We start from the raw sequence: 25,356 nt of genomic DNA, 5'->3' as shown, positions 1-25,356 counted from the left end.
CCTGGACCGGCGGATCACGCTCGGGTGTGCACGTGCTCCACGGCGGCGGCGATGATCTCGTCCTGACCGGGCTCCACCGCCCGCAGGTCGAGCACCAGCCGCCCATCGGTGATCCGGCCGATCACCGGAGGATCGTAGGAGCGCAGTCGCAGGGCGAGGCTCTCGTCCACGGCGATCCCCGCGCTGGGCAGCTCCACTCCCGGCGCGCCTCCGCCGCCGACCCTGGCGATGGTCGGCACCGCCTCCGCGTGCCCGCCGAGCCGTCGCGCGAGACGTTCCGCGCGTTCCCTGAGCTCGGCGACGCTCGCATGGAGCGACCGGTGCACCGGCGGCCGCGGGCCGCGCAGGGTCGCTTCGAGCGCGGCCAGGGTGAGTTTGTCCACCCGCAGCGCGCGGGCGAGGGGATGGCGGCGCAGCCGTGCCACGAGGTCTTCCCGGCCGAGGAGAAGGCCCGCCTGCGGGCCGCCGAGGAGTTTGTCGCCGCTGGCGGTGACCAGGGCCGCGCCCTGGAGCAGCGCAGTGGCCACGTCCGGTTCGTCGGGCAGCAGCGGTTCCGGGCGCAGCAGTCCTGAGCCGATGTCGGCCACCACGGGCGGCCCGATCGTGGCGAGCTCCTCGATGGAGACCTCGCAGGTGAAGCCCTCGATCCGGTAGTTGGACGGATGCACCTTGAGGATGAAGCCGGTGTCCTGGCCACAGGCGTTCCGGTAGTCCCGCAGGGCGGTCCTGTTCGTGGTGCCGACCTCGCGGAGCCGGCAGCCGGTGGACTCCAGCAGCTCGGGCACCCGGAATCCATCGCCGATCTCCACCAGCTCGCCGCGGCTGATGACGATCTCCTTGCCCCGCGCGAGCACCGTGGCGGCGAGCACGAGCGCGGCCGCGTTGTTGTTGACCACGTGCACGGCCTGCGCCTCGGGGACCGCCTGCGCGAGCGCGGCGAGAACCGTACGGCCACGGGGGGCGCGCTGTCCGCCGGCGAGGTCGAATTCGACGTCGGTGTAGCCGGCGGCCGCGGTGACCGCCGCGACGGCGGCGGGTGAGAGCGGAGCCCGGCCCAGATTGGTGTGCACGAGAACCCCGGTGGCGTTGACGACGCTCTTCAGGCCGCCCGCGGTCGCCGGCAAGAGCGCGAGCGCGATGTCCGCGGCGCCGTCGGGGTCGGCGAAGCCCTCGCGGACCTGCTGCTGGGCGCTCACCACCGCTGCCTTGACGAGGTCACGGCCGAGCGTCTTCTGCGCGGCGGCCAACCGGGGGTCGTTCAGCATGACATCGGTCCGCGGCACCGAACTGCGTCGATCCACTTGAGACCACCCCAGAATTCGCCGATCAGCGGAGGCGGACGGGAATCGAACCCGCCGCGCCGAGATGCTCGGCGCCACTGGTTTTGAAGACCAGGAGGGCCACCAGACTCCTAAACGCCTCCAGAGTGGATCATAGACCCATGAACAACATCAGGCTCACGCAGTATGGCAACGGAGGCGGCTGCAGTTGCAAGATTCCTCCGGGGGAGCTGGAGGATCTGGTCGCCGGACTCTCGCCGGCCTCTTCTCCGTCGACAGGCCGGTTGCTGCTGGGAATCGATCAGGGCGACGACGCCGCGGTGCTCCAGGTGGACGACGCGGCCTCGGCCATTGTCGCGACGACGGACTTCTTCACCCCTGTCGTGGACGATCCGTACGACTTCGGCAGGATCGCGGCCACCAACGCGCTCTCCGACGTCTACGCCGTCGGCGGCGAGCCCGTCCTGGCCCTGAATCTGCTCGGCTGGCCCCGCGACGTGTTGCCCATGGAGCTCGCTCGCGAGGTTCTGCGCGGCGGATCCGCGATGGCCCAGGCAGCGGGCTGCCATCTCGCCGGGGGCCACAGCATCGACGACCCCCACCCCAAGTACGGGCTGGCCGTCACCGGCCTCGCCGACCCCGGCCGGCTGCTGCGTGTGGACGCGGGCAAACCCGGCATCCCCCTCACGCTGACCAAACCTCTCGGCATCGGCGTGCTCAACACGCGGCACAAGGCGACCGGGGAGGTCTTCCCTGAGGCGGTCGCCGCGATGACGACGCTCAACCGGGACGCGTCCCGGCTGGCGCTGGCGGCGGGGATTCTGTGCGCCACCGACGTCACCGGTTTCGGCCTGCTCGGCCATCTCTACAAGCTGGCCAGGGCGAGCGGCGTGTCCGCCGTCGTCGACAGCGCCGCCGTGCCTTACCTGGACGGAGCGCGAGAGGCCATCCGGGACGGGTACATCAGCGGCGGATCCCGCCGGAACCTCGACTGGATCGCCCCCCACTGCGACTTCGGCGACCTGCCGGAGAACGAGCGGCTTCTCCTCGCCGACGCGCAGACCTCAGGCGGCCTGCTCGTCGCGGGCGAGCTTCCAGGTTTTCCGGTGATAGGCGAACTCGTCCCTCGTGGCGAACACCTGCTGATCCTGAAATAGCGGGACGACCGTCTTGTCGTCCCGGCACCGGACGGGAGGACCCCACGGTGATACTCGGCGCGGTGTCCGGTACCGAAGGAGAGACATCCTGAACCACCGCGCCCTGTGCCACCGGAGAAAGACAACGCCCGGTTTCTTCTCCTGAACGGTCTTCACCTATAAGATCGTTTCGGAGGCGTCCAGAAGCCTGGAGGCCCTCCCGGTCGGCATGACCGATGGCCGAGCATCTCGGCGCGGCGGGTTCGATTCCCGTCTTTCCGCCAACCTCCTCGTGGAGTGCGATGAGCGTCGACGAACTGCTGGAACAGGCCCGTAGGACGATCTTCCGGCTGGCCCCGGCGCAGGCCCAGGCGGCCGCCCGCGCCCCGGACACCTTCATCGTCGACACCCGCCCGGAGTTCCAGCGCCGCCGCGACGGGGAGGTGCCCGGCGCCATCGTGATCGAGCGCAACCACCTGGAGTGGCGGCTCGACCCGAGGTCCTCCGCACGCATCCCCGAGGCGGCCCCGGGCATCCGGTGGATCGTGCTGTGCGACGAGGGCTACTCCTCCAGCCTGGCCGCCTGGTCGTTGCGGCAGCTCGGCCTGACCCGCGCCACCGACGTGGTCGGCGGCTTCCAGTCCTGGCTCGCGGCCGGCCTGCCGGTCGTCACGCCCGACCACCCCACGGGTCCCCGCCTGGCGCCATGTTCGTGATCGCCACCGCAGGCCACGTCGACCACGGCAAGTCGACGCTGGTCCGGGCGCTGACCGGGATGGAGCCCGACCGCTGGGCCGAGGAGCGCCGCCGCGGCATGACCATCGACCTCGGCTTCGCCTGGACGGCACTGCCGTCCGGACGGACGGTGGCGTTCGTGGACGTGCCCGGCCATGAGCGGTTCGTCACCACCATGCTGGCCGGGGTGGGGCCGTGCCCGGCCGCCATGATCGTCGTCGCGGCCGACGAGGGCTGGTGCGTCCAGTCGGGTGAACACCTGGCCGCTCTCGACCTGCTCGGCGTACGCCACGGCTTGCTGGTGATCACCCGTGCCGACCTGGCCGACCCGGCTCCGGCGCTCGCCGAGGCCCGTACCCGGCTACGCGGCACGTGCCTGGAGGCGATACCCGCGCTGACCGTCAGCGGGGCCACCGGGCAGGGCCTGCCCGAGCTGGCCACCGCGCTCGACCGGCTCGCGGCCGGACTGCCCCCGCCCGACACCGATGGCCCGGTACGGCTGTGGGCCGACCGCGTGTTCACCATGACGGGCGCGGGGGTCGTGGTCACCGGCACCCTGGCGGCGGGCACCCTGCGCGCGGGCCAGACACTGCACCTCGGCGGCGAACCGGTGCGGGTACGCGGCCTGCAGACGCTCAACACCTCGGCCGGCGCGGTCACCGCCACCGCCCGCGTGGCGGTCAACCTGCGCGGGCCCGTCTCCCCTTCACGCGGGGACGCGCTGCTGACCCCCGGCGCGTGGCACCTCACGACCTCGGCCGACGTACGGCTGTCGCCGGGTGAACCGCCGAAGGGCGACCTGTTCCTCCACATCGGTTCGGCCGCCGTGCCCACCCGGATCAGACCGCTCGGCGAGGGCACCGCGAGGCTGTCGTTCGCCAGGCCGTTGCCGCTGCGGGTGGGCGACCGGGCGCTGTTGCGCGATCCCAGCCGTTCGGCCGTGACGACCGGGGTGGTCGTCCTGGACGTACGGCCTCCCGTACTGACCCGTAGGGGAGCGGCGGCGGCCCGCGGCGCGGCACTCGCCGCGGTCGGAGCCTCCCCAGGAGCCGCGAAGGCCGCACCGGGTACGCGAGACGCCGTGCGGGGAGACGCCGTGCGGGGAGACGCCGTGCGGGGAGACGCCGTGCGGGGAGATGCCGTGCGGGGAGATGCCGTGCGGGGAGGCGCCGTACCGCGAGACGCCGTGCCGGGAGGCGGCTTGCCGGGGGCGGCCGATCTGCTGCGCTGGCACGGGCTGCTCAGCGGCGCCGACCTCGCGACGATGGGCGTCACCGCGCCGCCCTCTCCCTTGCCGGGCGGCTGGCACGCCGACCCGGAGCACTGGGCGGGACTCCGGAAGGCGCTCGTCGAGGCGGTGACCGGGGCCGGGGACAGGCGGCTGACCGTCGAGGCGGCCACGCACCTGCTCGGCCTGCCGGACCGGCGGCTGACGAGGGCGCTGATCGCGCCGCCGCTCACGGTGGAGGCGGGCGTCATCGGCAGGCAGGACCTGGCGCCTCCGCCGCTGCCCGCGCACCTGCGGCACGCGATCGACCGGCTCCGCGCCGAGCTGGCCGGCCGCCCGTTCGAGGCGCCGAGCGCGCGGCGCCTGGCCGAGCTCGGGCTGGCCGGCCGGAACCTGGTCGCGGCCGAGCGCGCCGGCGCCGTGCTGGTCGTCACCGACGGCGTGGTGTTGCTGCCCGACGCCGCCGACCGGGCGGCGGAGCGGCTGCGCTCGCTGCCCGCGCCGTTCACGGTGAGTCAGGCGCGGGTCGCGTTGCGGACCACGCGCCGGGTGGCGGTGCCGTTGCTGGAGATGCTCGACGGCCTGGGCCGCACCATACGGCGCGAAGACGGATCACGAACCTGCACCGCTGTCAACTGACGGGGTCAAAAAACACCTGACAAGAATATGTCAGGACATCTGGAAAGAAAAAAGTTCCCTACCTATTGCTGAGTTTCGGACATTTACGTAGTTTCCGATCATGACGAGTAGCGTCGCAGGCGTCGTCGGGCAAGGTGCGCTCATCGCCATCTTCCTGGTCGCGGCCCTGTCGAAGGTCCTCACTAATCGTGCCCTCACGCAGACCATCTCCAAGCTGGGCTTCAGCGCCATCGCCCGACCGGTGGCCCTGATCGTGATCGGCGCGGAACTCCTGGCCGTCACCGCGATGACGATCATGCCGTCGGCGACCTGGCCGAGGGCGCTCGTCGCGCTTCTGGCCCTGTCGTTCGCCGGCGCCGGAATCCTCGCGCTGGGAGCGGAAGAGAAGATCAAGTGCGGCTGCTTCGGCGGCGGCGGTGCCGCACTGGGCTGGCGGCAGGTGCTCTACCTGCCGCTCTGGCTGGGCCTGGCGGCGGCGGCTGAGTTCGCGCCGCCGTCGTGGAGCGTCGACGAAGGGCTGGCCGGGCTGGCCGCCCTCCTGCTGGCGCTCGTCGCCTGGAAACTCCTCGCCGAGGTCAGGCTCTGGCGAGTGCTGCGGAGCGACCGCATGGTCGTTCCGAACCCGACACAAGAGGACGCGGAGGTGCCCGCCGCATGACGACGGTGCTGCTTGTGGTGGTCTGCCTGCTGGCCGTGGTGGTGTTCATCCAGATCGGCGCCCAGGTAGAGCTCTTCGAACAGGTCAGGCAGATCCGCAGCTATCTCGATATCGAGGACAAGCCCACCACGGTGGAGCTGGGCACGCTGGAAGGGGCCAGCCCCAGCCGGTTCGGCCTGCCCCCCGTCCTCGATCACGCTGAACAGGCCATGGTGCTGTTCGTCTCCGACAAGTGTGAGACCTGCCGCACCTTGGTATCGGCGCTGCGCGGTGGCGCGGTGCCCCTTTCGATGTGGGTCGTGGTCGTCCCGGTGCGAGGGGACGGCAACGAGTTCATCAACGAGTTCGGACTGCACGGCGAGCGCGTCATCCTCGACGACGAGGAGCACATCGTCGGCAGCCTCGGGCTGGATCTGACACCCGTCGCCCTCCACATCGCCGAGGGAAAGCTGACACGGGCCCACACGGTGCCGTCGGTCAGGCAGATGTACGCGGCCACTCCCGTCCCCTACCAGTACTCCCTGGCCCGTAAGCCGTCCGTCTAGCGCCGATCCCGTCCACGCACACACGAGAAAGGCACCACATGGAGAAAACCTCCGGCATGAGATCCAACCGCCGTGGCTTCATCGGCTGGATGGGCAAGGTCGGTGTCACGGCCGTCGGCGCAGTCGCCGGCGTGGCCGCGATGTCCAAGTCCGCCTCGGCGGCCAACTGGAGATGCTGCAACCTGGCTCTGCCGAACAAGTTCTGCAACACCAACAGCCAAGGGCAGTATGTGTGCCCGTCGGGTTACAGCATGAAGGTGTGGAACTGCTGCACCGGCTCGCGCCTGTACGCCTGCGGCGAATGCACGAAGGGCTCCAACTGCAGCACCGGACCGTTCGTCTGTTCGGCCGGATGGACGGTCAGAGCCAACAGCTGTTAATCGTACTCAGGAGATCCCTTGCCCCTTGACACGTGGGTGACAATCGCGCTGCTCCTGCTCATCATGAGTGCGGGCTTCGCGCAGCTTTTCAGTTTTTGAGGCCTTTCTTTCGTCGGATATCTCCGCCCCCTGGTTCAGGGGAGAGCTGCTGGGGAGAAGGCCATGTATCGGCCCATCCTCGGTCTGGCGATCGGCTTCACGATCTCCGCCGTCCTCACGTACGGGCTGTTCCATCTCATCGGCAGTGGACTGCACGGAACAGGCCCCAGGATCGCCGCCTGTATCGTGCTGCTCGCCTGCATGGCCATCGATTCCGGTAGGTTCGGCCTCCGTACGCCCATGTTGCGGCGGCAGACCCCGCGCGATCACTTCAGCCGGTTCGGCCCTGCCAGAGGCGCGTTCCTCTGGGGACTCGACACCGGGCTCGTCCTGACCACCTTCCGCGTCACGTCGCTGACGTGGGCGGCACTCGGCGTAACGCTCTTCGGGTTGGTGCCTTGGTGGGCCGGCCTGTGTTACGCGCTCGGCTTCACGCTTCCGTCGATCGTGATGGTGGCCATCGTGCCGGGGTCGAAGGACCAGGACACGAAGGCCGAGCCGACGTGGCTGATGGAGTGGCTCATGGACAGGGAGAAAGCGGTTCGGACCTACGCGTTCTTCCTGCTGTCCCTCACCTTCGCCGGCGTGCTGGCGACGGTGTTCCTCGGTTGAGCGCGGTGGGCGGGCCCGCGCCCGCCCACCGTCGCTCTCAGCACTTACCGTCGAAGAACGAGATCTTCTTACGGACCACGGGCCGGCCGGGGACCGCGATGTCGAACGGCACACACCTGGGCGCCAGCACGTGAAACCCGCCCACGAACAGCGTGTCGTGATCGTCGCAGGCCACGAACGTCACCGAGTGGTCCGCGCCCGCCGGGTCCGTCGCCGTCCTGGCCGCCTCGGCGTAGAGCAGGCCGGCGCTCTCGTGGAACTCCTCGGGAATCGACAGGGTGACCTTGCCGCCCTTGCGTACCACGGCGCCGACCTTGAAGTGGTTGCCGGAGCCGTACTCTTCCGGTCGGGCCGTCCCCCAGGCGAGCAGGCCGGGGATGACCAGCGGCCCCTCCACGAAGTCCTCGGGACTGATCGAGGCGAGCAGAGTGTTCTCGTCCTCCTCGACGAAGCCATTACGGTTGGCGCAGGTGAGCACCCGGGGGTCGGCCAAGCTACCTTGGCCTTCCTGTTCGCGCACTGCCGCACCGCCTCCCATCTGCGCCGGGGTGGCCCCGCACGCGCCCAGCGGGAGCGTCGCCACGATCGCGAGCAGGGCGCGCACCGCCGCTTTACGGATCATGATTCAGTTGTACATGGATGATCGTCGGCTGCCTAGGGTCCCTGGCTTGGGGTCAGTGCGCGGCGATCAAGGCGCGCAGCATGGCGAACGACTGGCTGATGGGGTCGCGGAGGTCGAGGTCGTCGGCGGCGTTCACCCATCGTTGGAAGGCCACCCGGTACACCGCGGAGCCGGTCTCGGCGGCCAGACTGGCCTCCGCGTCGCCGATACCGCGCCGTCGTAGCTCGCCGGTGACCGCGGCCGTCATCCGTTCAAGTTTGATCAACTCACGTTCACGGAGATCGGCGTTGGCCATGGTCACCGTGTGCCTCCGCCGGGCGAGGACACGGTCGTGTCCGATGATGCCGGCCATGGCGTCGAGCACGGCGGCGACCAGGTCCAGCGCTGTAGGGGTAGCCGATCGCCGCCAGGCTGACCCCGGCCGCGGTGGCGATGTCACGTGCGGTCGTGTGGAAGTAGCCCTTCTCGTAGAGGCAGAGCTTCGCGCCTTGCAGAGGATCCTCTCGATTTCCCATGACGCCATCTCACACATCCGTCTTGCACGTATGTCTGACACGTATGTACTATTCGGGCATGAAGAACGTCCTGATCTCCGGCGCCAGCATGGCGGGCACGACCCTGGCCTACTGGCTTCGCGAGCACGGCTTCACCCCGACCGTCGTCGAGCGCGCCACCGATGTCCGCGAAGGTGGCTACAAGGTCGACATCCGGGGCGCCGCCCTCGACGTCGTCGAGAGGATGGGCCTGCTGGAGAAGATCCGTGCCCTCCGCACCGACGTCCGCACCGGCTCGGTTGTCGACGGCGAGGGCCGCCAGGTGGCCAGCATGCACGGCGACAGCTTCGGCGGCCGCGTCCACCAGGACGCCGAACTGCACCGCGGCGACCTCGCCCGGCTCCTCCACGAGGCGACTGACGGCGTCGAATACATCTTCGGCGACTCCATCGCCGCCATCGACGGCACCCGGGTCACCTTCGCCGGCGGGCTCGTCCGCGACTTCGACCTCGTCATCGGCGCCGACGGACTGCACTCCAACACCCGCGCCCTGGTCTTCGGGCCCGAGGAGCGCTTCGTCCACGACATGGGCTACAACGTCTCGATCTTCAGCGTGCCCAACCACCTCGGGCTCGACCGCGAGGAGCTTACCTACGTCGGCCCCGGCCGTACGGCGCTGCTCTACAGCACCCGCCAGGACACCGGCGCGAAGGCCATGTTCCTGTGGGCCGCCGCCCGCAAGACAGGCGACCGCGCCGAGCAGCAGCAGGCTCTGGCCGAGGCCTATCGCGGATCAGGCTGGGAGGTGCCGCGCCTGCTGGAGGCCATGACCGGCGCGCCCGACTTCTACTTCGACTCCATGAGCCAGGTGCGCATGGACACCTGGCACGCCGGCCCCGTCGCGCTGGTCGGCGACGCGGCCTACTGCGCCTCGCCCGCCTCCGGCCAAGGCACCAGCCTCGCGCTGGTCGGCGCGTACGTGCTGGCGGCCGAGCTCAAACGGGCTGGTGGCGACCACACCATTGCCTTCCCCGCGTACGAGGCGCGGATGCGCTCCTTCGTCGAGGCCAACCAGGCCCTGGGCACCGCCAACATCAAGCGGATGGTCCTGTCGAGCCGTTCCCAGGTGCGCCTGTCGATGCTGATGCTGCGCCTGGTCGGCCTGCTGCCCGGCAAGGACCGGATCATGGCCAAGGTCGTCGCGCCCATCCACCGCGCCGCCACCGCCATCGACCTGCCCGCCTGCTCGCCCTGATCGAACAGGCGCGCGAGCGCGGCGGGCTGCGCGCCGATGTGGGTGCCGAAGCGCTGTTCGACCAGCCAGCCGGTGCCCTCTACTGCCTACCACCGAGTACTGATCGCAGGAGCGCCGGTCGACCGAGCCTACGCAGAACGGCTCGTGTCCTCTGCGCTCGAAGGGAGCCTGACATGTCAATGATCGTAGAAACGGCAGTCGTCCACGAGATCGACGCCGAGACCATCATCTCGCCCACCGCCACCGGACGACTGCTGCTCGACTCCAGTGACACCGGCGGCGCGCTGAGCACCATCAGGATGACGCTCGCGGACGGTGCCGACGGCGCCGTGCCCCACCACCACGCCACCTCGACCGAGCTGTTCTACATCCTGGACGGCAGGGCGCGCGTCCTGGCAGGCGAGGAGATCGTGACCTTGGAGGCGGGCGACGTGGCGTCCGTGCCCCCGTTGACGCCCCATGCCTTCGCCGCGGCCCCCGGCTACACAGCCGACCTTCTCGTCATTGTCGCCCCTGGCATCCAGCGCTTCGAGTACTTCCGCCTGCTCGACCGCCTACGCAAAGGCGAGGCCACGCTCGAGGAACTGCTGGCCTCCCAGGACGTGTACGACAACCACTTCCTCGACAGCCCCGCCTGGACCCGCGACCGCCAGGCACTTTGACCCCATCAGCATTGAAGGAGATTTCTTGATGTCCGCGAAACTGTCATCGCCTGCGACGATCGGTGCTGTTCTCGCCTCCATCGGCGCCCTGTTCATCGGCTATGTCGGGGTGATGTATCTGGTGGCCCCCCAGTCCATGGCGCCCAACTTCGGCCTGCCGAGCTGGCCGCATGGCGAGGGCGCGGGATTCCTTGCCGTCAAGGGGGTCCGGGATCTGGCGTCCGGCCTGGTGATTCTCGTGGTCCTGGCGACAGGCAACCGCCGGATTCTGGGGTGGGTGACGCTGGCTGCGGCGCTCACACCAATCGGCGACATGCTCATCGTGCTGCTCTCCGGCGGAGACCCCGCGACCGCCTTCGGCGTGCACGGCGCCACCGCCGCGGCGGTCATCCTCGCCGGTGGCCTCCTGCTCGGCGGTTCCCGTACCCGGTCACCGCAAGCCGTCGCCTGACAGCCAGCCCAACAGCGCGGGATTCCTGACGTCGGCGCTGATCGCGTGACGTCGCGAACTCCGGAATCCGCCCGGAACGTCGCCGAATTCCGCAGCCGACCTGCGAAAATGTCTCAAGGTCCATTCCGCGACGACTGGCACACGCCTGCTTTCGGCGGCGTTCACCTGCCTACGGGGCACAGACCGTACCGGTAAGAAAGCCCAGCTCAGAAGCAGGATTCGAGGTAAAGAGTGGTAGGGCGCCCGGGGCTCGAACCCGGAACCTACGGATTAAAAGCCGCAGTTCTAAATACCGCCCACTATCGGACCGGGCCGCAAAGTGCCATGGTGCCACACATTGTCCGCCCTCGAAATGTCCAAGAATGCTAGCCAGGGGTATGTCGTATCAGATGCCGACGAGCAACCATGGGGCGGCTGGCGTCTCTTGACCATTCCCACTTTGTGCTTGTTTGCGAGCTGACGTGCTGATGATCGCAGTGGGGAGCATGCCGCAATGCGGCCACGTTCGGACACCGGGATGGGACTATCCCCGCATGCACGGGGATCACGACGCCGCATGGGTCAGATTGCCGGTTGACGCGGGACCACCCGCGCGTGCGCGGGGAGCTGTCAATCCACAGGCCGTTCGTCGACCGGCGCGACGGCGCGGATGGCACACCCGCTGGCCGCTGCCTTCCGCCATCGTGCAGGTCGATGGCGCCCTGATGCGACTGCGCCCGTCGCAGCTGGCGATGGGAGGGGGCCACCGTCTGAATCGTCTCGGCCGGATCGCCGACCTTGGCATGGGCCAGCCCGCTCAGCGGCGATCGAGGCCATCCACCACCGGCTCCTGGCCGATCACGGCGCATGGAACAGCGACACCTTCCAGGCCATCGAGCAGATCATCGTGGAGACCGGCCGCAGCATCGTCGACGTCGAGGCCATCGGCGCCGAGATGCTCGAAGACCGCCACGGCTGGCCCATCGCCCGGGTGCACGCCGACCAGATGGTCGGCTACATCCACCAAGCCATGGACGGCGGCATCCTCGTCGAGCTGTTCACCCGCGACGAGGACGCCGCCGACCGGTTGCGTGTCCTTGTCGACGGGCAGCCGCTCCACCCCGGAGCACCGGCGAAGCCGCTCCCGGCCCCGCCTCAGCACTGAGCGCGATGAACGGCAACGAGCCCAAGGTCGAGTATGACCAGGACCCCGACGACCCGCAGCACGCCGTTGCCACCCCCAACGGCCGCTACTACAGTGACCCGGCCATCGGAACACTGCTGGTCTCGGTCGCCAACGCGCTCAGCACGATGGCGAAAGAGGCGCTCGCACCGGCTGCCGCCAAGCACACCGCCGAGTGGTTCGCCGATCACCTCCCCGCCGCGCTACGCGCCGCCGCCGACCCCGACGAGCTGGCCCAGTTCGTCCAGCAGGCCAAGGCCGCCTACCGGCAGGAGTGGGAACGACGGATGCGGCTGGGCAGCCGTGTCCACCGCCAGGCGCAAGCCATCAATTTGAATGCGCCGATCGCTCCCGACCCCGAAGCCGAACCGTTCCTCGGCTCCTACCGGCAGTGGCTGACCGACTTCGGCATCGACATCACCAATGACGTCATCACCGCCGAGTGCACCATGTTGAACCGCCAACTCGGTTACGCGTACTCGCCCACCTGCGCAACGGCGACACCTACGCCCGTCTGGCCGCCGGCTTCCACATCGGCACCAGCACCGCCTGGCGCTACGTTTGCGAGACAGCCGATCTGCTCGCCACGCTCGCCGACGACGTCCACGCCGCCGTCTTACGCGCTGGCCGGTTGGCCTACGCCATCCTGGACGGCACCCTGATCCCGATCGACCGGCTGGCCGACGAACGGCCCTACTACTCCGGTAAACACCGCCGCCACGGCATGAACGTGCAGGTCCTCGCCGATCCCGCCGGCCGGCTCATCTGGGCCTTACCCGCGCTGCCCGGTGCCACGCACGACCTGACCGCGGCCCGCGCCACCGGCCTGATCGAGGCGCTGACCGCCGCAGGCGTGAAGACCTTCGCCGACAAGGGATATCAGGGCGCGGGCGGCAGCATCCGCACGCCGTTCAAAGGCCATCGGCTGCGGCCGCCACTGTCGCGCCATCAGCGCTCGGTCAACCGCGCCCATGCCCGCATCCGCGCCTGCGGGGAACGCGCCGTGGCCACCTTGAAGACCTGGAAGATCCTGACCCGGCTGCGCTGCTGCCCGCACCGCGCCACCACAATTGTGCAGGCCATCCTCGTCCTGCAGTTCATCGAAGAAGACCGCTACTCAGGATGAAAAGGGCTCATTCATGGTCATACTGGCAGGTTACGACGCAAGTTCCTGATTCATCTGCTCGCAGAGATAACCAGAACCTGGAAAACGGTTGAGCCTGCCCTTTCTCGGCGTCGGGCACCACCTGAGCGTGCGATCGGAAAGGTGCCGACTCGCCGAGCAGAACGCAGGAGCGACCATGAGCCAGCAGTCATTTTCGATCGGGCATCGCGTGCAGCGTGGCACAGCGGCATTCGATGAACTGGGCAACACGATTTGGCTGGCGACCGAGACGGGCGACGTGGTCACCTTCCGGCTGTACGACCAGGCGGCAAAAGTACTCGGCGGAGGCTACCAAAACCCCGTAGCTGTGTTGCCGCAGAGGGACGGCCTCAACGTCGCGGTTGTCGAAAGCTCCGGCACGATTCTGTTGGCAGCACGTACGGCCGCCAGCCGCCAGGACGCGCGGGTCGTGGCAGACCTTGGGCGAACGATCACAGCCGCGGCGCAGATGCCGGATGCGGCGGGGGTGCTGGCAGTGGGGGACGGTATGGCCGTCACCATCGACTTGACCAACGGATCTATTACGACGCTGACGAGCGGGCTGACGAAGCCAAGTGCCGTAGTGGTCGATGAGCAGCGGCGACGAGCTGTCGTGGTTGACCACAAACCTGAGGGTGCACGGCTGCAGATGCTGAATCTGGACAGTGGCCTGCTCACTGAACGCGGAGGGGCGCCGCTGGACGAAGCAGTCGCGATCACCACAGCGCCAGCGGGAACGGATGGCGTATTCGTGGCTGCCGAGCCCAGCGGGACGGTCACGCTGGTCAGGTTGGATGCTAATGCCGAGGAACCAGGGCCGGATTTGGGCAGTCCCGTTTATGGCTTGGCGCGGTGGGGTTCACTGGTACTCCTGGTGACGGACACTGAAATCGTTGCTCATGAATGGGGGCTGCAACTGGGCCCGATGGAGATGTCAATACCGATCGGCCCGGTCTTCGTCGGAGGATACATCCGAGCTACAGCCGATCTTGACGGGCAGGGCCTCAAGCTGGAAGAGGTTGAATTCGCCGTCGAAGAGGGTATCGACGCCGGATTCGTCTCGGCCGGCATCGAGCCACCCGAGCCCGACGGGCGCTCACCGATCGTGGTGGGAGCTGGACATATGCCTGGCGAATACCACCTCGTCGCCCGCCGTATGACTGACGGACAGGAACTGGCCCGCCGCCGCTTCCGGGTCACCAGCCATTGGCCAGACGACAAGCGCGGCCCGGCGGTCGTGGTGACCGGAGAGGCGCCGGTGGTCGTCTCCCGGGCCTGGGGTGACGGCTCGCACGACGGCGCCCCCATCCCGCCGGTACGGAGCGACTGGCGGGTCGCAATGGTTCTCGTGGATACCGACCTCCAACGCTATACAACCGCTGACGCCCAGAGCGCGAGAACCGATTGCACCAACTTTCTTCTTGGCGGGGGAGACTCGGCACGTCGGTACTACGAGGAAGTGTCTTTCGGCAAAACCACAGTGTCGCTGGTTGGCAATCAAGTGTTCGGCCCCATCAATCTTCTCGGCGGGTGGGGGCATTACTTCGTGCCCCGGAAAGGTCCGTGGGGCGGCTGGATGCGAGAGCCACACACCATGCAGGAGTGCGCCAACGCCTTCTCCACTGAGATGCGACGGCAAGCAATCGAGGATCACGGCGATCCCAGTTGGGCTACGAACATCTTGCGGTCGATAGATGCTCTCGTATTCGTCTTCCCTACGGCTGACCCCACAACGACGCCTACAACTATCGCCCCCGCCAGATTCGCGTGGGGACAAGCAGAAATGGACCAGCCACCTCAGGTCTGGTGGAAAGATGAATTCTCGACAACTAGCCATCCGGTGCCGGCTGTCATAATGCCCGTGAGGCGGCCCGCTGGAGATCCGGGCTCCCCGTCTCACAACCCATGGAAGTTCGAGGCGACTCTTACGCATGAGCTCGGCCACACCCTCGGACTACGAGACACATACGACAAGGGGTATCCTGCAGAGGTCGTCATGGACCGGCTCATGAACGACTTCGACATGATGGGCCAGAACATCAAGCAATGGCCCCATCTCTCGCTGGCCCACCGAAGGCGCTTGGGCTGGATTAACCCCGCCTGGATCAAGACTTTCAACTTTGGCCTCGCCCCTGTCGGCGGCACGGTCAACCTCCACGCCCTCGCGTCACTGTCCGCAGACTGGGTCCCGCCGGGGGGTAACCACTGCGCTGGAATCGAAGTGCCGATTCGTGGCAGTCGCGATTACTACTTCGAGTACCGAGCCGAACAAGCAGGGCAGATGGGCGATCAGAAACTGGAAGAATCCGAACGAGGCGCGACCCGGCTCGTGCTGGGATGCGACGTCGACTTTGATCCCGCGGCCACACCGTGGCGCCCGCACATCATGCTGCTGCCGAAGGACGCCGACACCGAGGGCCCGATCCTCATCGCCGCCGGAGAGGACTACGAGGAAACCGACACCAGCGACGTCCCCTCCAATGGCAGCGCGCACGACTTCAGACTGGTCCTCGACAACACCCCCACCGGCAACACGACACAGGTCACCGTTCACTACATTTCCGCTGAACGGCCACAACTCCACATCGCGCCAGCTCCCGGCCGCAACGGCAACTGGAAGAGCCCGGACATCAATGTGACCGGACCTATGGGCCGAAACTTTCTCACCGGAGGGCGAAATCACACCATCGAAGTGACCGTACACAATCTCGGCAACCTTGCGGCGAACAAGGTTCAGATTCGCGTCGCTTGGTTGCCCTTCACCACCAGTCCCGGCGCCTGGGTCCAGCTCCCCCCGCCCGCTCCACAAGATATCCCTGCCAATGGCAGGGTGGTGTTCCCCGTTTCGTGGAACGTGCCGACGACGGTTGGTGGCGTCCCAGCGTGGCACTTTTGCGTCAGGGCCGACGTCACGGCGTACGTCGATCCGACTGACCCCGCTCACAGCGAGATCGTTGTCCATGACAACTGGGCGCAATCCAACTTCGACCGGGTATTCAGCTTCATCGGCTCACCCTCCTCCCGCCGCCGCACAGGGGTCGACATCACCAACTCCCTGGCCGACCCAGCGATCTACCGCACGGTGGCGAACCAGAGCAGCGCTTTCTTCCGCACCTACATTGGTAATGCTTGGCTACATCTGGAGCCGGGCGAAACTCACAGGACCGAGTTCATGTACGAGTCGCTGGCTGGCGACCCGATTCATGACGCGGCGTTCATGGATGCGTTCTCTATAAGCGAAGGTGAAGGACTCAGCAACGTCGCCAGCCTAACAACGAGCGTGGTTGGTCCAGGAGATGACTGCGCGGTCGCACACCAATGGTGGGGAGCACGACTCATCGTCACGGCTGGGTTCGTCACCAGAATCGAGGATTTGCGCGCAACATCTGATGGAGTGACTGGGACGGTCATCGCCACCGCATACGGAGTCGATCAGATAGTAACCACAGGCGACGTGAACATGGTGTTCTGGTCGGCTGGCCATCCGGAGGAAACAATCACCGCGGGCAGTTGGAGCGGCGGCCAGTTCTGGGTCAACCCTCCGAGCCACATTTGGGATGCCCTCCGGCGGGGAGAAGAGGTTTACGGTGAGGCGTTTTACGTAAGCCGCGGATACTGGGCGTCCTGCCGCTCTGGCGCTCACCGGCTAATCCTTGAGTAAGCCCTGGCCGCGGACCTTGGCGCACTTGCCGCCAAGAACACCATCCATCTCGGCGAGGGCGTGATCGCATGGCGATCCCTTTTCTTTAAGGGCTTCCGTCTTATTGCAGCGCCTCCAGGTCGACACCCTCGAACGAGTACGTCACCTGCACCTCGCCTCCAAGCTCCTGCTTCACCGGAGCGAGGCTTTTCCAACTTGATCGCGCTGGTCAGCCAGGGGCGGCGCCGGGACGGGTTGGCATGAGAATAGGCTCCCGGTAAGACAGCAGTCGACCAAGATCCGATGCCTCTACCGGAGAGCCTCGTTGCTGTCTTATCGTGCCTCGATTCCGCTGTCCAATCACACCCTGACCCGCCTGGCCGAGCTAATCCGCGCCCGGCGTGCCGAGCGCCGCTGCCGGTGGCGACGACTGGACCCATCCCGGCAAGCCCTGCTCGTACTCGCCCACCTGCGCAACGGCGACACCTACGCCCGTCTGGCCGCCGGCTTCCCCATCGGCACCAGCACCGCCTGGCGCTACGTTTGCGAGACAGCCGATCTGCTCGCCACGCTCGCCGACGACGTCCACGCCGCCGTCTTACGCGCTGGCCGGTTGGCCTACGCCATCCTGGACGGCACCCTGATCCCGATCGACCGGCTGGCCGACGAACGGCCCTACTACTCCGGTAAACACCGCCGCCACGGCATGAACGTGCAGGTCCTCGCCGATCCCGCCGGCCGGCTCATCTGGGCCTTACCCGCGCTGCCCGGTGCCACGCACGACCTGACCGCGGCCCGCGCCACCGGCCTGATCGAGGCGCTGACCGCCGAAACGCTGGCGGGCGTCGTCGTCTCCGGCGCGGGCGTGCAGCACCCGCACGTGGACCTGCGTACAGTCCAGGGGCAACTCGGGCACGCCAGCATCGTGCTGACCTCGGATACCTACACCTCGGTCCTGCCCGAACTCCATCACGAGGCGGCTGAGGCAACGGCACGCCTGGCCCTCACCACAGCGCGAAGAACAGGTCGCCGACTGCGGAAGCGGACGATCCAGCTTCGGCGTCATCCCATGAACCGGCCGCCACGCTGAGCGCTTCGCCGGAAAGGCCTCGTGGTGTTGGTTTGTCCCAGACGTGACCCAGCTATGACCCATCTCTTGATTCTTTGATCAAGGGGTGGATGAACTCGCAGGTGGAGGTGGTAGGGCGCCCGGGGCTCGAACCCGGAACCTACGGATTAAAAGTCCGCAGCTCTGCCAATTGAGCTAACGCCCCTCGCAACAAGCAAGCGTACAGAGATTACCGCCCCGCCCGCGACACCCTTCCCACCCGCCCCATCACCGATATGCGGCCAGTCCGGTCAGTGCCTCGCCCAGCACCAGCGTGTGGATCTCCTGTGTGCCTTCGTACGTCAGCACGGACTCCAGGTTGTTCATGTGCCTGATCACAGGATACTCCAGCGTGATCCCGTTGCCCCCGAGTATCGACCGGGCCTGGCGCGCGATGTCGAGCGCCGCCCGTACGTTGGCCAGCTTGCCGAAACTGACCTGGCGGGGTTCGAGCTCCCCGGCGTCCTTGAGCGCCCCCAGGTGCAGCGCGGTGAGCCCGGCCTGGGCCGCGCCCACGTACATCCAGGCCAGCTTCTCCTGGGTGAGCTGGAACGCCCCGATCGGCTTGCCGAACTGCACGCGCGTCTGCGCGTACTCCACCGCTGCCTCCAGGCAGGCGCGGGCGGCCCCCACCACTCCCCAGAGGATCCCGAACCGTGCCTCGGACAGGCACGACAGCGGGCCCTTCAGCCCGCGTACGCCGGGAAGGGCGGCGGATTCGGGCAGCCGGACGTCGTCGAAGTACAGGGAGGAGGTGATGGATGCCCTAAGGGACATCTTCTTGTGGATCTCAGGGGCGGTGAATCCTGGGGTGTCCGTGGGGACCACGAAGCCGCGGATGCCATCATCCGTCTGGGCCCACACCACGGCCACGTCGGCGATGGACCCGTTCGTGATCCACATCTTGGATCCGTTCAGCACCCAGTCGGAGCCGTCGCGCTTGGCGTACGTCCGCATGTTGGCGGGGTCGGAGCCGTGGTCGGGCTCGGTCAGGCCGAAGCAGCCGATCGCCTCGCCGGCGGCCATCGGCGGCAGCCACTGCTGTTTCTGCTCGTCAGAGCCGTAACGCCAGATCGGGAACATCGCCAGCGAGCCCTGTACGGACACGAACGAGCGCAGTCCGGAGTCGCCGGCCTCCAGTTCGCGGCAGGCCACGCCGTACGAGGTCGCGTCCGTGCCGGCGCAGCCGAAGCCTTCGAGGTGCATGCCGAGCAGGCCGAGCGCGCCGAGCTGCGGCGCGAGCTCGCGCGCGGGGAAGGTGCCCTCCTCGAACCAGTCGCCGACGTGCGGCAGGACGCGGTCGGCGACGAAGGACTTGACGGTGTCGCGGATCAGCCGCTGGTCGCCGTTGAGCCGCTCGTCCAGGCGCAGCAGATCGTCCATGACGGTCCTCTCCTCACGTAGGGCGCTACCAGGGTTCTACCAGGGGCAATCCTGATGTGCGAATGCCGGGGCGCAGGGCAGTCTTGAGACATGAACGAATACAACAGCAAGCAGCTGCGTCGGACTCGTAAGGGCAGGATCATCGCGGGCGTGTGCTCGGGGGTCGGGGAGTACGTCGGGATCGACGCGAACCTCATCCGTATCGGGCTGGGCATCACGACGCTGTTCGGCGGGCTCGGCGTCGGCGTGTACGCCATCGCCTGGCTGCTGATGCCGGAGGAGGGCAAGGACACCTCCATCGTCCAGGACCTGGTCGAGAAGCAGCAGCAGAAGAGCCAGGGCAGTAGCAGCCCGTGGGGCGGTGACGAGCACAAGCCGCAGCCGTGATCAGGCGGCGGCCCGGGGACGCATCCGAGAGGGCGTGTCGCTGCGGGACTCGGTCCAGAGCAGGGCCAGCACGGCCGCGGCCATGAGGCCGGCGCCACCGGCCAGCGCGACCACCGGCTCAGGACCGAGTCGTTCCGCGGCGTAGCCGCCCGCCAGGATGCCGATGCCCTGCACCGCCATCAGCCCTGAGTGAACCAGGCCGAAGGCCTGGCCCCGCTGCTCGCTGGGGACGCGCTGGACGAACGCCGCGTTCGCGGCGAGCTGATAGGCGCCGCCGATGCCCGACAGGACCCAGGCCGCCAGAACCACCTCCAGCGGCGGCCGTATCGCTGTCACGACCAGGGGAGCGCAGCTCAGCATGGCCATCCAGCCCATCAGCCGCAGCCTCCCCGGCGGCGAGACGAACCTGCTGAACAAGAACGCCCCCAGCACCGTCCCCGTCGGCATCGCCGCCATCAGCAGCCCGGTGATCACCGGGATCGGCAGCACCCCGGTGTACAGCTCGACGGCGTAGGGGACCGCGATGCCCTCAGGCAGGATGTAGAAGCCGCACAGCCAGGCGAAGAGCACCAGCGTGCGCAGCTTCTTGTCGCCGAAGACCAGGCGGGCCCCGGCCGCGGTCATCTTCCACATGGACGGCTTGTCGCCGTCCTGAGCGACCGCGGGGCGCCGCCGTACGCCCGCGAGCAGGATCAGCGCCGATCCCACGAACGTGGCCGCGTCGAGCGCCAGCGCCCGGTAGGGGCCCATGGTCGCGATCACGGCGCCGCCGGCGGCGAACCCCATCATCTGTACGGTCTGGTTCGTCATGTTCTGCAACGCCGAGCCGACGACGTAGCGGTCACCTTCGAGCACTTCCGGGAGCAGCGCCGCCCGCGCGGCCGAGAACGGGGCGCTGAGCAGCACCACGAGGAAGACCAGCCCGCACAGCACCGGGAACGGGATGGACGGCAGCGCCATGATGGCGACCAGCGCCGCGCGAATCAGGTCGCACGCCACCATCACGCCCCGGCGCGCGAACCTGTCGGCCAGCCCCGCCAGCAGCGGACCGCCCGCGATCGACGGCAGGTAGGTCAGCGCGTAGACGGCGGCGGTGGCGAGCGGGGAGCGCGTACGCTCGTAGACGAGCACCGCCAGCGCGACCTGGGCGAGCTGATCACCGAGGAGAGACAGACCCTGGCCGTACCAGAGCGCCCTGAACTCCTTGACGGCGATGACCTCGCCGTAGGTGACTTGGCGCTCCCTGGCACGGCGATGCCGCCCCGACAGCCGTCGCGTCCGCATGGCCCCCATTGGACTCCGCTGTGCCTGACTCAGAGTGTTCGGTATATCACCTAAGGTGCCCGATCACTCAGCGAGGCGCAACTCAAAGACGCGTTCCGCATGCAAAGGGTTACCAGCCCAGCTCGTGCAGCCTGTCATCGTCGATGCCGAAGTGGTGACCTACCTCGTGAACCACCGTGATCCGCACCTCGTCCACCACATGCTCTTCCGAGCTGCACATCCGACAGATCGGATTGCGGTAGATCTCGATGCGGTCGGGCAATACTCCGGAATACCAGTCGCCGCGCTCCGTGAGGGGAATGCCCGTGTACAGGCCCAGCAGGTTGGGTTCAGGCGGATCGTCGACGACGGTGACGACGATGTTGCGCATCTCACGAGCCAACTCCGCAGGGATCGTGTCCAGCGCCTCGGACACCAATTCCTCGAACCTCTCCCGCGAAACGTCGATCACATGTGCCATTCTGCCTCGCCGGTCAGGTAAGCAAGAAACTGTATGAACTTCCTGAACAGGCTGAAGACTGTCATCCGGTCGCCCGCGTCCAAGGCCGCGGCGGTGCTCGTCGTCGCCGCGATCGGCGCGTGGCTGGGCATTTTCCTCAGCGGCACCGTACAAGCGCAGGTCGGGCCGGTCGAGACCGGCATGTCGCTGCGGCCGGCGCTGGCGGGCGAGACCGTCGTGGACGCGAGCCCGCTCGGCACGCTCACCTTCGACACCCACGACGCCCCGCTCCGCCTCCGCATCACCCTGGAGAACATCGACCAGGAGCGCGCCAGGGCGTTCCTGGAGGACCCGCGACTGACCGACCGGTTGCCGGAGCTCATCGAGAGCGACCTGATCAGCGGCGTGCGACTGCTGGCCATCCGCTCGCTGCTGTGCGCGGGCGCGGGGGCGCTGATCGCGGTCCTGATGGTCTTCAGGCGGCCCAAGGTGGCGCTCCTGGGCCTGCTGGCCGCCTCTGTCGCCCTCGCCGGCACCGGCGTGTTCGCGGTCCAGTCCTTCCGCCCCGGCTCGCTCGTCGAGCCCCGCTATTCGGGCCTGGTGGCCGCCGCGCCCTCCCTGGTGGGCAGCGCCGAGTCGATCGTCACCAAGTTCGAGTCGTACCGCTCACAGCTCACCAAGCTCGTGACAAACGTCTCCAAGCTGTACGACACGGTCTCGACGCTTCCGGTGTACGACGCCGATCCCCGTTCGATCCGGGTCCTGCACGTCTCCGACATCCACATCAACCCGATCGCCTGGAACGTCATCCGTTCGCTCAAGGATCAGTTCAGCGCCGACCTGATCGTGGACACGGGCGACATCTCCGACCATGGCACCAAGCCTGAGAACAAGTTCGTCGAGGAGATCGGCACGCTCGGCGTCCCGTACGTCTTCGTCCGCGGCAACCACGACTCCAAGATCACGGAGAAGGCCGTCGCCAAGCAGAAGAACGCCGTCGTCCTCGACGACAAGCAGCAGACCGTCGCGGGCCTGAAGATCTACGGCTTGGGTGACCCCCGCTTCACTCCGGACAAAACCACCGCGGTCAACCCCGATCCGGCCAGCCTCGAACAATACGGACGTACCTTCCGCCCGAAGGTCAAGGACGCCGACCTGGTCGCCGTGCACGACGGCATCATCGGCCGCGGCTTCTCCGGCGCCACCCCCATGATCCTCGCAGGCCACGCCCACGCCCGCTCCACCACCATGCTCCCCACGGGCACCCGCGTCCTCGTCCAGGGCTCCACCGGCGGCGCCGGCCTGCGCGCCCTCGAACACGAGGAGCCGACCCCCGTCCAGGCCTCGGTCCTGTACTTCGACAGGGAGACCAAACGCCTGCAGGCCTGGGACGACATCACCTTGGGCGGACTCGGCGAACAATCCGTCTACATCCAGCGTCACGTGGAACCCGAGCCGAGTCGTATGATTTCTCCAGAGCCACTGAGCGCCCCGACCCCATCGGGAACGATCAGCGGCACACCTTCGTCACCCGCCGGTTAACCACTTTGGCATCAGGGCCGATCGTCCCCTATGCTTCAGATGTCTCCGACGGAAGGCGACGGGAACTCCTAAGCCCCCATCGTCTAGTGGCCTAGGACACCGCCCTTTCAAGGCGGCGACACGGGTTCGAATCCCGTTGGGGGCACAGCGAGCGCCTAGCGCACCCGCGAAACGGTTGGTCTAAGGCCACCGAAGAGCTGGTAAGCTAAGCGAGCGCAAACAGAACGAAGCAAGGTCCTGTAGAGCAGTTTGGAGTGCTCGCCACCCTGTCAAGGTGGAGGTCGCGGGTTCAAGTCCCGTCAGGACCGCTCTAGGTCAGGTAGCTCAGTTGGTACGAGCGTCCGCCTGAAAAGCGGAAGGTCGGCGGTTCGACCCCGCCCCTGACCACAGTAGATGACCAGCAAGGAAGCCCCGAAGCGATCATTGCTCCGGGGCGTTTTTGCTTGGGTTGACGGCAACGTCAGCTTGTTGTGACGTCCGAAAGTCTCATGGGCAGCTCTGCCAACAGCTCCGCGAAGGTGAGATTCGGCTCTACCCGCATGGCGGTGAACACTTGCCCTGCGGGAGTGTTGCGATCGGCAAGGTAGACGTTCTGCGTCACTTCAAGATGCGGCCGTTCGGAAGGCCAGAGCATGATGTTTCTCTTGTCTAGAGCCTTTCTGATCATCTCCATCCGAGGCTTGCTGATGCGCTTCCATGGCCCCTCCTCGGGGTGGCTTTCCCCGAACGCATGCATCAGCGCCATGGTGGAGAAGACTGTGACGCGAGCTTCCTTGACGAAATCGGCAACCTCGTCCAGATTCATAACTTACCTCTCTGTATCTGAATGACTACAGAAAGTGTACTCTCGTGCGCCTTGCTCCTCACACCCTTTGCGATGCTTTGACTTGCTGATCAACAAGCTGAAGCGCCCAGTGGTGAACCTGGGCGCCGCGGTCAGGAGACATACCTAGCTGAGTGTGTCTCCTAGCTTGCCTAGGGCCTTACGTTTCTCGTCGAGCGAGGCATGGGCGTAGATCGTCATGGTGACCTCGATGTCGCTGTGACCGACGATCTCTCGGACGATGTGCGGTGGGACGCCGAGGTCCAGGAGGAGACTCACGCAGGTGTGCCGTAGGTCATGGAGGCGCATTTCACCGAGGCCGGCGGCCTTGCGGACGGCTCCCCAGCTTCGCCGGAGGTTGTCGGGCTCCATCGGCGTGCCACGACGCGAGGGGAAGACCAGCCCATGATCCTCCCAGTCCGGCCAGGCGTCGGAGCGTTCGGCCAGCTGCCGCTTGCGGTGTTCCTTGAGCGCGTCGAGGCAGAGCTGAGGAAGGGGGATTGTGCGCTCGGAGTGGTCGGTCTTGGGGCTCACGAAACGAAGTTCTCCGCCGACACGCTGGAGACTCTGGACCACCTCCAGAGCGCCCGTGTCAAGGTCGACATCTTCCCAGCGGAGTCCGAGGAGCTCCCCACGCCGCAGGCCGAGGCAGAGAGCCAGGACGTACAACGCATGAAAGCGGTCCTCACGCGACGACTTGAGGACGCGCCGCGCCTGTTCGGTGGTCAACCCACGGTTCACCTTGTACGACGGCACCGAGATCGTGACGAGCTTCGCGACGTTGCGGGGGATGATCTCCTCGCGGACCGCACACTCGACGGCATTCCGTAGAACGGCGTGGATCGATTGCACCATCCGAGTGGACAGGTACGACTCGCAGCACTTGGCGCCCTTGAGAGCGCAGCAGACGGGCCGCTCGCGGGAGGCGTCCAATCCGTGCTGCCGCCCAGGTCATTGAACAAACGCTCGTCAAAGTCTCCGGCGCCCCGTCCAACGCCGAGCAGAACGCCCTCCTCAACCGCGTCGTGGACGCCTGGCGACGCCGCCACGGCCAGGGCAGCCCCAAGCCGATCCTGACGATCGTGGGCGGCTATGCCGGGTCGGGCAAGTCGGAGTTCTCCCGGTTCCTGTCCGACATCACTGGCTGGGCGTTCCTGGACAAGGACTCGCTGACCCGCGCCATGGTCGAGCGGCTGCTCGTCTCGCTCGGTGGTGACCCGCACGACCGGCACACCGAGCTGTACCTGGGCGAGGTCCGGCCGCTGGAGTACCGGTGCCTGATGGAGACCGCGTTCGACAATCTCAAGGTCGGCACCTCGGCCATCTTGTCCGCGCCGTTCGTCGCCGAACTCGTTGACCCGGATTGGGTGTCGCGGCTGACCAACCGGTGCGCGGCCAGGGGCATCGATGTGGCGGTGGTGTGGGTGCGCTGCGATCCGGACTCCATGCGCGAATACATCGAGTTCTGCGGGGCCCCTCGTGATGCGTGGAAGCTCAAGAACTGGGAGACGTACGTCAGCGGCCTCAACACCGACACCAGCCCCGAGACCGCACACATCACCGTGGACAACCGCCTCGGTGCCGCGATCAGCCTCGCCGACCAGACCCGCGAGACACTGAAACGGATCCTGACGTGCGTGGCTGCCGA

21 protein-coding genes, 5 tRNA genes and 4 pseudogenes are annotated in these 25,356 nt (G+C 67.3%); 20 read left to right on the top strand and 10 right to left on the bottom strand.

Annotation, left to right across the window (positions count from 1 at the left end):
• Window positions 1–14 precede the first annotated feature (14 nt).
• Both selA and OHA68_RS09375 read right to left on the bottom strand, forming a co-directional pair.
• Entirely contained in the window at window positions 15–1,301 is a 1,287-nt protein-coding gene (gene selA, locus OHA68_RS09380) for an L-seryl-tRNA(Sec) selenium transferase (protein WP_327107247.1), read from the bottom strand.
• A 28-nt stretch (window positions 1,302–1,329) separates the two neighbouring features.
• A tRNA-Sec gene (locus tag OHA68_RS09375) sits at window positions 1,330–1,423 on the bottom strand.
• Window positions 1,424–1,441: 18 nt separating this feature from the next.
• Between OHA68_RS09375 and selD the strand changes: the two genes are divergently transcribed.
• From selD to OHA68_RS09340, 7 genes are all read left to right on the top strand, one after another.
• On the top strand, window positions 1,442–2,437 hold the full coding sequence (selD, locus tag OHA68_RS09370; RefSeq protein WP_189142596.1) for a selenide, water dikinase SelD: 996 nt from the start codon (window positions 1,442–1,444) through the stop codon (window positions 2,435–2,437).
• Window positions 2,438–2,718: 281 nt separating this feature from the next.
• Window positions 2,719–3,132 carry a rhodanese-like domain-containing protein gene (locus OHA68_RS09365; protein WP_189142597.1) on the top strand — a complete coding sequence of 138 codons (414 nt, stop codon included), beginning with the start codon at window positions 2,719–2,721 and terminating at the stop codon, window positions 3,130–3,132.
• A complete protein-coding gene (locus OHA68_RS09360) occupies window positions 3,123–5,018 on the top strand; it encodes a SelB domain-containing protein (protein ID WP_327107246.1) in 1,896 nt (631 codons plus the stop codon). The genes OHA68_RS09365 and OHA68_RS09360 overlap by 10 nt, the downstream gene beginning before the upstream one ends.
• Window positions 5,019–5,118: 100 nt before the next feature.
• Window positions 5,119–5,676: a MauE/DoxX family redox-associated membrane protein gene (locus OHA68_RS09355; RefSeq protein WP_189142599.1), complete on the top strand. Its 558-nt coding sequence runs from the start codon at window positions 5,119–5,121 to the stop codon at window positions 5,674–5,676.
• The gene (locus OHA68_RS09350) at window positions 5,673–6,221 is read left to right on the top strand and encodes a hypothetical protein (protein ID WP_327107245.1); all 549 of its coding nucleotides are present in this window, start codon (window positions 5,673–5,675) and stop codon (window positions 6,219–6,221) included. The genes OHA68_RS09355 and OHA68_RS09350 overlap by 4 nt, the downstream gene beginning before the upstream one ends.
• A gap of 56 nt (window positions 6,222–6,277) precedes the next feature.
• Complete coding sequence (locus OHA68_RS09345) at window positions 6,278–6,601, top strand: hypothetical protein (protein ID WP_327107244.1); 324 nt, start codon at window positions 6,278–6,280, stop codon at window positions 6,599–6,601.
• Window positions 6,602–6,763: 162 nt separating this feature from the next.
• On the top strand, window positions 6,764–7,312 hold the full coding sequence (locus OHA68_RS09340) for a hypothetical protein (protein ID WP_189142602.1): 549 nt from the start codon (window positions 6,764–6,766) through the stop codon (window positions 7,310–7,312).
• A 37-nt stretch (window positions 7,313–7,349) separates the two neighbouring features.
• On the opposite strand, the gene OHA68_RS09335 is transcribed toward OHA68_RS09340, so the two are convergent.
• Window positions 7,350–7,934, bottom strand: coding sequence for a hypothetical protein (locus OHA68_RS09335; RefSeq protein ID WP_189142603.1), 585 nt, complete (start codon window positions 7,932–7,934; stop codon window positions 7,350–7,352).
• 52 nt (window positions 7,935–7,986) lie between these two features.
• Window positions 7,987–8,373 carry a hypothetical protein gene (locus OHA68_RS09330; RefSeq protein WP_327107243.1) on the bottom strand — a complete coding sequence of 129 codons (387 nt, stop codon included), beginning with the start codon at window positions 8,371–8,373 and terminating at the stop codon, window positions 7,987–7,989.
• Between the two features lie 134 nt (window positions 8,374–8,507).
• On the opposite strand from OHA68_RS09330, the gene OHA68_RS09325 reads away from it, so the two are divergent.
• The 7 genes and pseudogenes from OHA68_RS09325 to OHA68_RS09295 form a co-directional block, all read left to right on the top strand.
• A complete protein-coding gene (locus OHA68_RS09325) occupies window positions 8,508–9,683 on the top strand; it encodes an FAD-dependent monooxygenase (protein ID WP_327107242.1) in 1,176 nt (391 codons plus the stop codon).
• A gap of 173 nt (window positions 9,684–9,856) precedes the next feature.
• Window positions 9,857–10,345, top strand: coding sequence for a cupin domain-containing protein (locus OHA68_RS09320; protein ID WP_327107241.1), 489 nt, complete (start codon window positions 9,857–9,859; stop codon window positions 10,343–10,345).
• A 28-nt stretch (window positions 10,346–10,373) separates the two neighbouring features.
• Window positions 10,374–10,796, top strand: coding sequence for a DUF4267 domain-containing protein (locus OHA68_RS09315; RefSeq protein WP_327107240.1), 423 nt, complete (start codon window positions 10,374–10,376; stop codon window positions 10,794–10,796).
• An 886-nt stretch (window positions 10,797–11,682) separates the two neighbouring features.
• Window positions 11,683–11,940 (top strand): hypothetical protein, encoded by a 258-nt coding sequence (locus OHA68_RS09310; protein WP_327107239.1) that lies wholly within the window; start codon window positions 11,683–11,685, stop codon window positions 11,938–11,940.
• 487 nt (window positions 11,941–12,427) lie between these two features.
• Window positions 12,428–13,084, top strand: a pseudogene (locus OHA68_RS09305) (transposase family protein); the annotation flags it as partial.
• Between the two features lie 175 nt (window positions 13,085–13,259).
• Window positions 13,260–16,763, top strand: coding sequence for a hypothetical protein (locus OHA68_RS09300; protein ID WP_327107238.1), 3,504 nt, complete (start codon window positions 13,260–13,262; stop codon window positions 16,761–16,763).
• A gap of 304 nt (window positions 16,764–17,067) precedes the next feature.
• Window positions 17,068–17,607: pseudogene (locus OHA68_RS09295) on the top strand (transposase family protein); the annotation flags it as partial.
• Between the two features lie 333 nt (window positions 17,608–17,940).
• Here the strand turns inward: OHA68_RS09295 and OHA68_RS09290 are convergent.
• Window positions 17,941–18,016: transfer RNA gene (locus tag OHA68_RS09290), tRNA-Lys, on the bottom strand.
• Window positions 18,017–18,078: 62 nt separating this feature from the next.
• Window positions 18,079–19,233, bottom strand: coding sequence for an acyl-CoA dehydrogenase family protein (locus tag OHA68_RS09285; protein WP_189142611.1), 1,155 nt, complete (start codon window positions 19,231–19,233; stop codon window positions 18,079–18,081).
• A 90-nt stretch (window positions 19,234–19,323) separates the two neighbouring features.
• Between OHA68_RS09285 and OHA68_RS09280 the strand changes: the two genes are divergently transcribed.
• Window positions 19,324–19,620 (top strand): PspC domain-containing protein, encoded by a 297-nt coding sequence (locus tag OHA68_RS09280; RefSeq protein WP_327107237.1) that lies wholly within the window; start codon window positions 19,324–19,326, stop codon window positions 19,618–19,620.
• On the opposite strand, the gene OHA68_RS09275 is transcribed toward OHA68_RS09280, so the two are convergent.
• Window positions 19,621–20,904 carry an MFS transporter gene (locus OHA68_RS09275; RefSeq protein WP_327107236.1) on the bottom strand — a complete coding sequence of 428 codons (1,284 nt, stop codon included), beginning with the start codon at window positions 20,902–20,904 and terminating at the stop codon, window positions 19,621–19,623.
• 109 nt (window positions 20,905–21,013) lie between these two features.
• Window positions 21,014–21,355 (bottom strand): metallopeptidase family protein, encoded by a 342-nt coding sequence (locus OHA68_RS09270; RefSeq protein ID WP_327107235.1) that lies wholly within the window; start codon window positions 21,353–21,355, stop codon window positions 21,014–21,016.
• Window positions 21,356–21,397: 42 nt separating this feature from the next.
• On the opposite strand from OHA68_RS09270, the gene OHA68_RS09265 reads away from it, so the two are divergent.
• The 4 genes from OHA68_RS09265 (at window position 21,398) to OHA68_RS09250 (ending at window position 23,272) form a co-directional block, all read left to right on the top strand.
• On the top strand, window positions 21,398–22,885 hold the full coding sequence (locus tag OHA68_RS09265) for a metallophosphoesterase family protein (protein WP_327107234.1): 1,488 nt from the start codon (window positions 21,398–21,400) through the stop codon (window positions 22,883–22,885).
• Window positions 22,886–22,957: 72 nt separating this feature from the next.
• A tRNA-Glu gene (locus OHA68_RS09260) sits at window positions 22,958–23,030 on the top strand.
• 88 nt (window positions 23,031–23,118) lie between these two features.
• Window positions 23,119–23,193, top strand: a tRNA-Asp gene (locus OHA68_RS09255).
• A 5-nt stretch (window positions 23,194–23,198) separates the two neighbouring features.
• Window positions 23,199–23,272, top strand: a tRNA-Phe gene (locus OHA68_RS09250).
• A 73-nt stretch (window positions 23,273–23,345) separates the two neighbouring features.
• Here the strand turns inward: OHA68_RS09250 and OHA68_RS09245 are convergent.
• Both OHA68_RS09245 and OHA68_RS09240 read right to left on the bottom strand, forming a co-directional pair.
• Entirely contained in the window at window positions 23,346–23,690 is a 345-nt protein-coding gene (locus tag OHA68_RS09245) for a hypothetical protein (RefSeq protein ID WP_327107233.1), read from the bottom strand.
• A 144-nt stretch (window positions 23,691–23,834) separates the two neighbouring features.
• A pseudogene (locus tag OHA68_RS09240) lies at window positions 23,835–24,644 on the bottom strand (tyrosine-type recombinase/integrase); the annotation flags it as partial.
• 89 nt (window positions 24,645–24,733) lie between these two features.
• Between OHA68_RS09240 and OHA68_RS09235 the strand changes: the two are divergent.
• Window positions 24,734–25,156 (top strand): annotated as a pseudogene (locus OHA68_RS09235) (AAA family ATPase); the annotation flags it as partial.
• Window positions 25,157–25,356: the final 200 nt, after the last annotated feature.

This window comes from Nonomuraea glycinis, from assembly GCF_035920485.1.
Taxonomy (GTDB): domain Bacteria; phylum Actinomycetota; class Actinomycetes; order Streptosporangiales; family Streptosporangiaceae; genus Nonomuraea; species Nonomuraea glycinis.
The sequence above is the reverse complement of the archived record's forward strand: the minus strand, read 5'-3'. Positions and strand labels throughout refer to the sequence as shown.